Genomic DNA, 790 nt, shown 5'->3' on the forward strand with positions numbered 1-790 from the left:
CTATGGTGATGGCGTGGCGCGTCGGACGAAGCGACTTTGGACGGATGAGGAGAAGCGTTCGATCTGTTTTCAGACGGCGGCGCAGTCCCTTTCTGTGAGCTACTCCCCGAAAATCGGACAGTGACGGAAGCTACGAACTGAAGTCTGCTGGTCTCCAAGACGAGGAGAACAGAGATGTCAAAACGCAGGAACCACGACGCGGCATTCAAGGCGCGCGTGGCGTTGGAGGCGCTGAAGGGCGAGCGCACTGTTTCGGAATTGGCGGTCGCTTATGAGGTCCATCCGACGATGATCCATCAGTGGATCGAGCCATTGTCCGCCATTGGTCCGAGGACAATGGCGAGGGTCGCTGCTTGAGGGCGCCGCCGGCATTTTTGAGCGTGGTGGCAAGGCGGCTGCGGCGGCCGAGGTCGCCGAGGACACGGTCCGTGACCTTCATGCCAAGATCGGAGAGCTGGCTGTAGCGAACGATTTTTTGTCACGAAGGCTAAAGCCCTGGACCGGGAAGTGAGGCGCGGGATGATTGAACGTACCCATCCCAAGCTGTCGGTGGGCGCGCAGTGTCGCCTGCTGTCGATTTCGCGGTCGTCGTTTTACTACGCCCCGCAGGGCGAGACCGCGATGAACCTCGACCTGATGTTGAAGGTCGACAAGCAGTTCCTGGACACGCCGTTTTACAGTGTTCGGCAGATGACATGGCACCTGCAGAACGAAGGTCATGCTGTGAACGAAAAGCGCATCCGGCGGCTGATGCGCCTTATGCGACTGATGCCGATCTACCACAAACCCA

General features: G+C 59.1%; 2 protein-coding genes. Both read left to right on the plus strand.

The window, feature by feature from the left end; translation table 11 throughout:
• Window positions 1-174: 174 nt before the first annotated feature.
• A complete protein-coding gene (locus AC1DVR_RS23730) occupies window positions 175-357 on the plus strand; it encodes a transposase (RefSeq protein ID WP_478003083.1) in 183 nt (60 codons plus the stop codon).
• Window positions 358-519: 162 nt separating this feature from the next.
• Window positions 520-790 (plus strand): IS3 family transposase (locus tag AC1DVR_RS23735; RefSeq protein ID WP_478003084.1); only part of this gene is annotated, 271 nt, incomplete at its 3' end.

This window comes from Rhodobacter sp. P2_H5, assembly GCF_056403335.1.

Excerpts from the sequence above, each read along its gene's own strand:
- AC1DVR_RS23730 (WP_478003083.1), top strand. The coding sequence starts at position 175 with ATGTCAAAACGCAGGAACCACGACGCGGCATTCAAGGCGCGCGTGGCG.